The sequence below is a fragment of the Sphingobium phenoxybenzoativorans genome (assembly GCF_001757355.1).
Classification (GTDB): domain Bacteria; phylum Pseudomonadota; class Alphaproteobacteria; order Sphingomonadales; family Sphingomonadaceae; genus Sphingobium; species Sphingobium phenoxybenzoativorans.
In genome coordinates this window covers 1-7,351 of record NZ_MINO01000119.1, presented here as the reverse complement: position 1 = coordinate 7,351, position 7,351 = coordinate 1, and the positions used below count along the sequence as shown (strand labels likewise).

The 7,351-nt window shown below is 56.9% G+C and carries 7 protein-coding genes; 4 read left to right on the top strand and 3 right to left on the bottom strand.

Going from position 1 to position 7,351, the window contains the following annotated elements:
- The coding region (locus BHQ40_RS26595) for a hypothetical protein (RefSeq protein ID WP_216094921.1) at nucleotides 1-377 on the bottom strand (377 nt) is incomplete at its 3' end.
- Between the two features lie 271 nt (nucleotides 378-648).
- On the opposite strand from BHQ40_RS26595, the gene BHQ40_RS23460 reads away from it, so the two are divergent.
- Nucleotides 649-1,782, top strand: a complete 1,134-nt coding sequence (locus BHQ40_RS23460; protein ID WP_070158139.1) for an alpha/beta fold hydrolase domain-containing protein — start codon at nucleotides 649-651, stop codon at nucleotides 1,780-1,782.
- A gap of 202 nt (nucleotides 1,783-1,984) precedes the next feature.
- Here the strand turns inward: BHQ40_RS23460 and BHQ40_RS23455 are convergent, their stop codons facing one another.
- On the bottom strand, nucleotides 1,985-3,280 hold the full coding sequence (locus BHQ40_RS23455) for an MFS transporter (protein ID WP_070158138.1): 1,296 nt from the start codon (nucleotides 3,278-3,280) through the stop codon (nucleotides 1,985-1,987).
- 355 nt (nucleotides 3,281-3,635) lie between these two features.
- Between BHQ40_RS23455 and BHQ40_RS23450 the strand changes: the two genes are divergently transcribed.
- Nucleotides 3,636-4,823: an acetyl-CoA C-acyltransferase gene (locus BHQ40_RS23450; protein ID WP_070158137.1), complete on the top strand. Its 1,188-nt coding sequence runs from the start codon at nucleotides 3,636-3,638 to the stop codon at nucleotides 4,821-4,823.
- 51 nt (nucleotides 4,824-4,874) lie between these two features.
- Here BHQ40_RS23450 and BHQ40_RS23445 read toward each other — a convergent pair whose 3' ends face one another.
- Nucleotides 4,875-5,693 (bottom strand): thioesterase family protein, encoded by an 819-nt coding sequence (locus tag BHQ40_RS23445; RefSeq protein WP_070158136.1) that lies wholly within the window; start codon nucleotides 5,691-5,693, stop codon nucleotides 4,875-4,877.
- A 364-nt stretch (nucleotides 5,694-6,057) separates the two neighbouring features.
- On the opposite strand from BHQ40_RS23445, the gene BHQ40_RS23440 reads away from it, so the two are divergent.
- The gene (locus BHQ40_RS23440; RefSeq protein ID WP_070158135.1) at nucleotides 6,058-6,432 is read left to right on the top strand and encodes a glutathione S-transferase N-terminal domain-containing protein; all 375 of its coding nucleotides are present in this window, start codon (nucleotides 6,058-6,060) and stop codon (nucleotides 6,430-6,432) included.
- Nucleotides 6,433-6,552: 120 nt separating this feature from the next.
- Nucleotides 6,553-7,158 (top strand): YceI family protein, encoded by a 606-nt coding sequence (locus BHQ40_RS23435; protein WP_070158134.1) that lies wholly within the window; start codon nucleotides 6,553-6,555, stop codon nucleotides 7,156-7,158.
- The last annotated feature ends 193 nt before the right edge of the window (nucleotides 7,159-7,351 follow it).

Sequence of the window (7,351 nt, the reverse complement as noted above, 5' to 3'; positions counted from 1 at the left end):
TCGCCTACGAACCCGCGACCGCTGATGATGCGTCGAGCTGGACCAGTGAACGCGAGACCGTAACTGCCTGATAAAAGCTTACGCCGCATCAGTTCAATCGGTGCGTCGGGGTGTTCGGATTGAAGGGTCTTAAGGGCGGCTTGCATCTTCGCCGTCGGATTTTCAGAGTGGGTGGGGCGGGGCGCGGTGGAGGCCTGAAATGTCAGTTTCGGCTGATAGGCGATGGCTTCCACCTGTTCCTTAAACTGGTTTGGAGCTTCGATGTGCCCGACAGGAGTCCACCAGAGCGCGTCAGGCTCAACGCCTTCAGGTGATAGGCAGGATAGTTCGCTGTTATTTGCAGCCGGCAGGTCATGCCATAACCTGGCAAGGCTCATTTGCCCAAAGGGCGATGGAGTCGCCCTCCTATCTCTGTGACTAGCCGCCCAACGAATTTCGGGCGCTTCTTCTGTAGAAACAGAATGGGCAGGCATGTGACAGGCTCACACTCTGGGAGGGGTAATGACACATCGCAAACTCCCATCCTCATCCGCAATCCTGATCGCGCCATTTCCGGCGCGGCAAAAGGTTCATCCGCAAACCCCGCCTTCCAAAGGCGCAGGATTTTCAGGCGGGCAACACAATTGAATAACTATATGGAGGCACGGCATGACCGAACTTACAGATCCGGACGTTGACTCAATCTTTGTCGGTTTGCCCTCGGTGGGCGCGCCGCGTTACCGGAATGGTTCGCACGCGGGCCAGGGCATCTATCGCAAGCCAGCGGGCAAACTTCCTGAAGTCGCCCTTATCGCGACCCATTATTGCACCGACTATAGCGAACATTATCTTGGCCATGCGCTTGCGCGCCACGGCTTTGGCTTTCTCGGCTGGAACACGCGTTTCCGCGGCGCGGAGGATCAGTTCCTGCTTGAGACCGCAATGGTCGACATCGGTCAGGGCGTGAAATGGCTCCGCGAAGTCGCAGGCGTAAAAACGGTCGTCCTCCTTGGCAATTCCGGCGGTTGTTCGCTGATGGCTGCATATCAGTCGATAGCGCAGGACAAGGGCGCGCTTTTCGAGGATGCCAAGCCGGACATTCGCGAAGCTCTGAAAGATCTGCCTCTGGGAGATCTCTATATTGCCCTTAACGGGCATTCGGGTCGCCCTGAGGTGATGACGAACTGGATGGATGGCTCGGTCATTGACGAGCAGGATCCGATCGCGACTGATGAGTCCCTCAATCCCTACAACCCCAAAAATGGCCCTCCATTCTCCGAGGAGTTCATCACGCGGTACCGCGCCGCCCAGCGGGCACGGAACCAGCGGATCACCGACTTCGCAAAGTCGGAGCTTGCTCGGTTGAATGCCGCCGGAATCCCGGACGGCCTATTCCTGTTGCACCGCGGCATGGCGGATCTGCGGTTCATTGACGGAACGATCGATCCTTCCGATCGGCCGGTTCCGCGTTGCGCAACCGGCGATCCCGAAATGTCCAATCGGCTTTCGCCCCCTCTGGGCCGGGTCAGCTCGTTCAAGACATGGCTTTCCATGTGGAGCCTGGAAACGTCGAAGGTGCATAGCGAACTTCACCTTCCCAACATCACGGTGCCATCCTTCGTTATCCAGGGAACCCATGACGTCTCATGCTTCCTCAGCGATACGAAAAAGATCTATGACTTGCTCGGATCGACCGACAAGAGCCTGGAGATCCGTCCAGGCGGCCACTATTTCGATGACGGCCCCAATTATATTGAGGAAGTGGCGCAGTCCATTGCCGACTGGATCAAGCCGCGCGTCTGATAGTCGCGGATATGCATCGCTGTTCGGCTGATAGAGCCGAACAGAATATCGGTCAGGCCGGCGTGTGGCGAAGATCTACGCGCCGGTTTGTCGTTATGGCTGCCGCTCATTGCAGGTATCAACTAAATGGCCGCTGTATCGGATGATGCAGCGGCCCGTTTTGTTGTCAGTTCGATTACAGGAGAAGCCGAAGGTTTATATTTTAGACGCTCACGGTACCGCCACTATTGCCAACAGGGGCGGGTTTTCGCTGACGCACGAACAGCATTCCCAATGTGACAAGCGCTGTCGCCAACGAAGCCGCCAACACATAGAATATTGCCATTCTCAGCCCGCCTTCGGTGCCTGCATAAAGATCAGACAGATAGCCGATGGAGACGGGCACCAGCCCCAGTCCGGTCACATTGCCAACCATGACATAGACGGCTGACATGCGGCTCCTGATCGGTTGCGCGGTGATGATCTGGATATAGGCTGCGGCAACGCCCTGCGGAATGGCTACGCAGAAATGCAAGGCTCCGACAAGGAAAAGCATTGGCGTAGCAGCGCCGACAAATGGCAGGAGGCAGATCAGAGGAAATGTCAGTACCGGCCCACTGAGAAGCACAACGGGATGCGCCGCCTCATATCCACGCTTCTGAAGCGCGTCCGCCACAAAGCCGCCAGCGAATACGCCGAAGGGCGCAACGATCAGAACGATTGCGCCATAGGATGCGCCGACCTCGCCTGGGGTAAAGCCAAATTCCCTTATGAAAACTGCTGGCATCCAGCTCAGCAACCCCATCGTGCAGCACAACATTCCGGCCATTCCGGCGTAGAGCAAGGTGTAAGTACCGATTTGCGCCTTCACGAGGCGGAAAAATCCCTTCTCGACACGAGCATCGGCAGCGGTTGTCCTAGGGGCCTCTCTAATGAAGGCGACCAGCAGGACGAAAATGATGCCGGGCAAGGCAATGACGACGAATGTCTTCTGCCACGCCAGCAGGCCGCTCATGAACCCAGCGCCGCCATCTCTGCTGAAGAAGCCGAACAGGAACCCTGTGATCAAAAGAGAGGCGCCAGCGCCAACATGGCCGCCCAGGGTAAAGACGCTGAAAGGCTTGGCGAGCGACGCCTTGTCGAAGCGATCGTGCATGATGGCATAGGCGCTTGGCACCAGCCCTGCCTCTCCAGCTCCCACTCCGATCCGCGCGGCCAGAAGTTGCGTGTAATTGCGGGCGAGGCCGCAGCAAGCGGTGGCGGCGCTCCATGCCGCGATGCAAACCATGATGGTGCCTTTACGGCTCCATTTGTCGGCCAACCATCCAAGCGGCAGGCCCATGCACGCATAGAAAAGGCCGAACGCAATGCCGTTGAGCAGGCCGATCTGCCCGTCGCTCAGGTGCATGGTCTGTTTGATCGGATCCAACAGGACCGCGAAAGCGTAGCGATCAACGAACGACAGGATGACAGCCCCCGTCAACAGAAATACGACGGCCCAATCTTTAAGCTTAGCCATCCACTCCCCTCCTGGCCCGTTCGACCGTTTCACCTCTTTGGGTGCAGCAAGATGCTTTGCTCCTCTAGCGAAGTTGCATCAACATGCCTTGCCTGACGCGGGAGCATAAGCCGGGGCCGGGTTCGCACCATAGGAGCAAGTTGGCAAACAACTTTGCGATATTTGCAAAGATAAATGAAGTGATGTTGTCGGATAGAGATGTAATTCGCGGGAAATCGCTATTCCCGTGCATATGTAAAAAGCACAGTTGAGATCGTTCGATATAAGAAACATCCTCTTATATTGACAACATAATTGAAAAAGGCCGAGGACCTCGCCGCCGGCGAACATCGCCGCATTTACGGGAAAACTTCTTATGACTGACGTTGTCATCGTCTCGACTGCCCGCACGCCCATCGGCAAGGCCTATACCGGTGCATTCAATCAGACGCCGGCGCCGACGCTTGCCGGCCATGCCATCAGCCACGCGATCGCGCGTGCTGGAGTTGATCTTGCGGAAATCGAGGAAGTGATCATCGGCAGCGCCAGGCCGGAAGGGACTCAGGGCAATAATCTTGCCCGCAATGCGGCGATCCGCGCAGGGCTGCTCTCGTCAGTATCAGGCGCGACAGTCAGCCGCCAATGCGGTTCGGGTCTGCAGGCCATTGCTACGGCGGCGCATCGTATTATCGTGGACAAAGTGCCCGTGGTGGTGGCCGGCGGGTGTGAATCGATCAGCCTTGTGCAAAACGACCATACGAACGTCTTTTTCAACCGGGATCCGTGGATCGAGGAACATGTTCCGGGTCAATATGCCGCAATGATTGATACCGCGGAAAACGTCGCATCGCGCTATGGAGTAGGGCGCGATCGTCAGGACGCCTATGCTCTGGAAAGCCAGCGCCGGACCGCTGCAGCACAGCAGGCGGGGCGTTTCGATGCGGAGATTGTACCGCTTCCATCGACCAAGAAAGTGACGGACAAGGTGACGAAAGAAACGTCACTGACCGATGTATTGCTGGAGGCTGATGAGGGGAATCGCCCGTCCACCACGCTGGAGGGGTTGAGCGGTCTGAAACCGGTCCGGGGGGATGGGTTTACGGTAACCGCTGGCAATGCATCGCAATTGTCGGATGGCGCCAGCGCGTGCGTCATGATGTCGGGCGCTGAAGCCGCGCGGCGCGGGATCAAACCGCTGGGTGTGTTCCGGGGTTTTGCGACGGCTGGCTGCGATGCAGATGAGATGGGCATCGGCCCTATCTTTGCAGTGCCGCGGTTGCTGGAAAGAACCGGGATGTCGATTGAGGATATCGATCTGTGGGAACTTAACGAAGCTTTCGCCTCGCAGGTTCTTTATTGCCAGGATAAGCTGGGCATTCCCGCGGACCGTCTGAATGTCAGTGGCGGCGCGATTTCCGTCGGGCATCCTTACGGCATGTCCGGCGCCCGGATGATGGGGCATGCACTGATCGAGGGACGCCGGCGGGGTGGAAAATTCGCTGTCGTGACAATGTGTATCGGCGGTGGACAGGGGGCCGCCGGCCTTTTCGAGATTTTGCCTTAGTTGGCCTCATGATGTCGATTGCGCAAAGCAATCGACATCATGAGGTGCGCATCATTCGAACAATGCGATAAGCTGCCTGCCCACCGCCAGCGCGGTTCCGTCGCTGTCCCATAATGTCATGGCTTGGCTGGAATAGCCGTCGGCTGCCCATTCGCTGGTCGATTGCAGGAGTTTCCATCCGTTGTTGCTGGAGGTCGCCAGCACATCCAGGCCCCAAGTCATCGAGCTGATGCGCGATGGGCCGGTATATTGCGCAATTACCGCTGGCGGCAACGCATCAGCGAGCGCAACAAGCGCCTGAGTATCATTCCCGGCCGGGTAATCGATATATTTGATCCATGCCGCGCATCGCGTTTCCGACGAACTGCTGATGGGCCGGTGGCCGGCGGCCAATCGCATGTCGAAATTGGACGCGAAGCGGGGTGCGCGGGTATTTGCGCCAAAAAATGGTTCGCATTGGTCCGGGGAAGGCACGGCTGGCATCGCCAGCGTGGAATGCGCGATATGGGAGGGCTTTGCTGCGGCAAAAGTGAGAAGCGCGGAGGCTGCGATCACGTCGTCAGCCACCATGTCCACGCGGATGACTGCACTATTGCGGCCTCTACGCAACGAGACGGCTTTCAAATCCAGCAATCCGGCGGTTGGCCCGGAAAAGACAATCTGCGCCGATCGCAGGGGGGGCAGATCAGGGAAGGCGCGCGTCGCCACCGCAACACAAGTGGTCGTGGTCAGTCCGCCATACAGGGTGCGGCCCTGTGACCATTGGCGGATCGATTGCGCTTGATAAGAACCATCATGCTCTTGAATCCCTGCTAAAAACGCATTCAAGCTGATCGCAGGCGTTTCCGTTTCGAACCCCGGTTCAGGCATCGCTCTTATTATCCTATCCTTAGCATATATGGCGGTGCGCTATGCGTTTTGGCTGGCGCTTTCTCAGCTATTGCCGATTTAACTCGTCCGTTGATACGGGAAAATCACGCCATTTCTGGAAAGGTGATTTGCTCAAGCGCGGACCTCGTTGTCGAGAAACGGGTTCAGACCGCAAAGAGATTTGACTCCCATGGAGAGGGCAAGGCGCTTTTCTGCCGAGTAACAAAGATGTTTTCTGGTATTCAAATTGTGCCGACTTGCGCATTCCAAGAGGGTATTTAGGTACCATTCCCGATAAGTTGTAAATTTTCTTGCGGATGTTTGACCATGTTTTGGTCAACGCTTCGTATATTGGGAGAGTTTTGTGCAAGAATCCGCTCCAACTCCTATCGTCTATCTTAAACGGGGCTGCCCATTCTGTATGAAGGTTCGCCTTTTTCTGCTGGAGGCGGGCCTTCTTCCTGAGGTTGATATAAAAGCTTTTGACCCGGACACGCCGGATGAGCGCTCTGTCAGCGAGGAGCTGGCGCCGCATTTCGAGAAAATCACCTATCCGTCCGTGAAGCTGTCCGAAGGGGAATATATCAACGGATCGGACGACATTATTGCCCTTTTCGCCAAGCGGCAGGGCCTTGATGTGGGGACGTTCGGCACTCTCCAGGATTATACGGAAGGCGTGTTCGAGCATCTGGTGCGGCTGTATCGGGAGAATATCGAGCTTAAGGCAAGGCTGGGTTAACTCGCCGCTCCCCCAAGGGGCCCGGTCAGGCAGGATCTGAACCGGCGCATATGGCGATCCAGACGCCATCCTAACCTGACAAAAATTTCCCTGAAAATATCTGTTATCCAGGAGTTTCGCATGAAAAATATCTATCTTGCCGCCCTGTTGTTTGCCGCAGGCGCTTCTGCGCCTCTGTCCGCCCAGGGGGTGCCTGACGTCAGCAAGGTTCAAGCGGGCAATTACAAGCTGGACAGCCATCACACGCTTGTTCTGTTCACCTTGGACCATCTGGGGTTCAATGACTATTTCGGGACTTTCCCGAATGCGACGGGCACGATGGCAATCAATCCAGCGTCGTTGGCGGCGACCAAATTGGATGTGTCCGTGCCTGTAAGCGCGCTTTCGACCACGAATGCGATCCTTGATGCAGAACTGAAGGGAGCGGAATGGTTTGATGCCGCAAAATATCCAACGATCCGGTTCGTATCGACTGGGGTGACCAAGACTGGCGCGACTACGGCGGATATTAGCGGCAATTTGACGCTGCATGGCGTGACGAAGCCGGTTGTGCTGGCCGCCACGTTCGGCGGTGCGGGTGTAAATCCGCTGACGAAGGCGAACACCATCGGTTTTCATGCAAAGGCCCAGATCAAGCGTACGGATTTCGGCGTGAGCAAATATGCGCCGCTGGTGGGGGACAATGTGGCGCTTACAATTACGGCGGCTTTTGAAAAGGCTGACTGATCGGTCCTGCCTATGTGGCGGCGCTCCGGCCTGAGCGGAGCGCCGTCGTCCGTGGCGCTAAGAGGCGGATCTTGTGACAGTCTTTGTGCCGGCAATGGAATACTGAGTTGCTGAAAGGCGAATTGGCCGTCTGGCGGGCGGCTGGTAATTTACGGCCTTAGACCAGAGTGATGATGGCGTTTGTGTTGAAGGT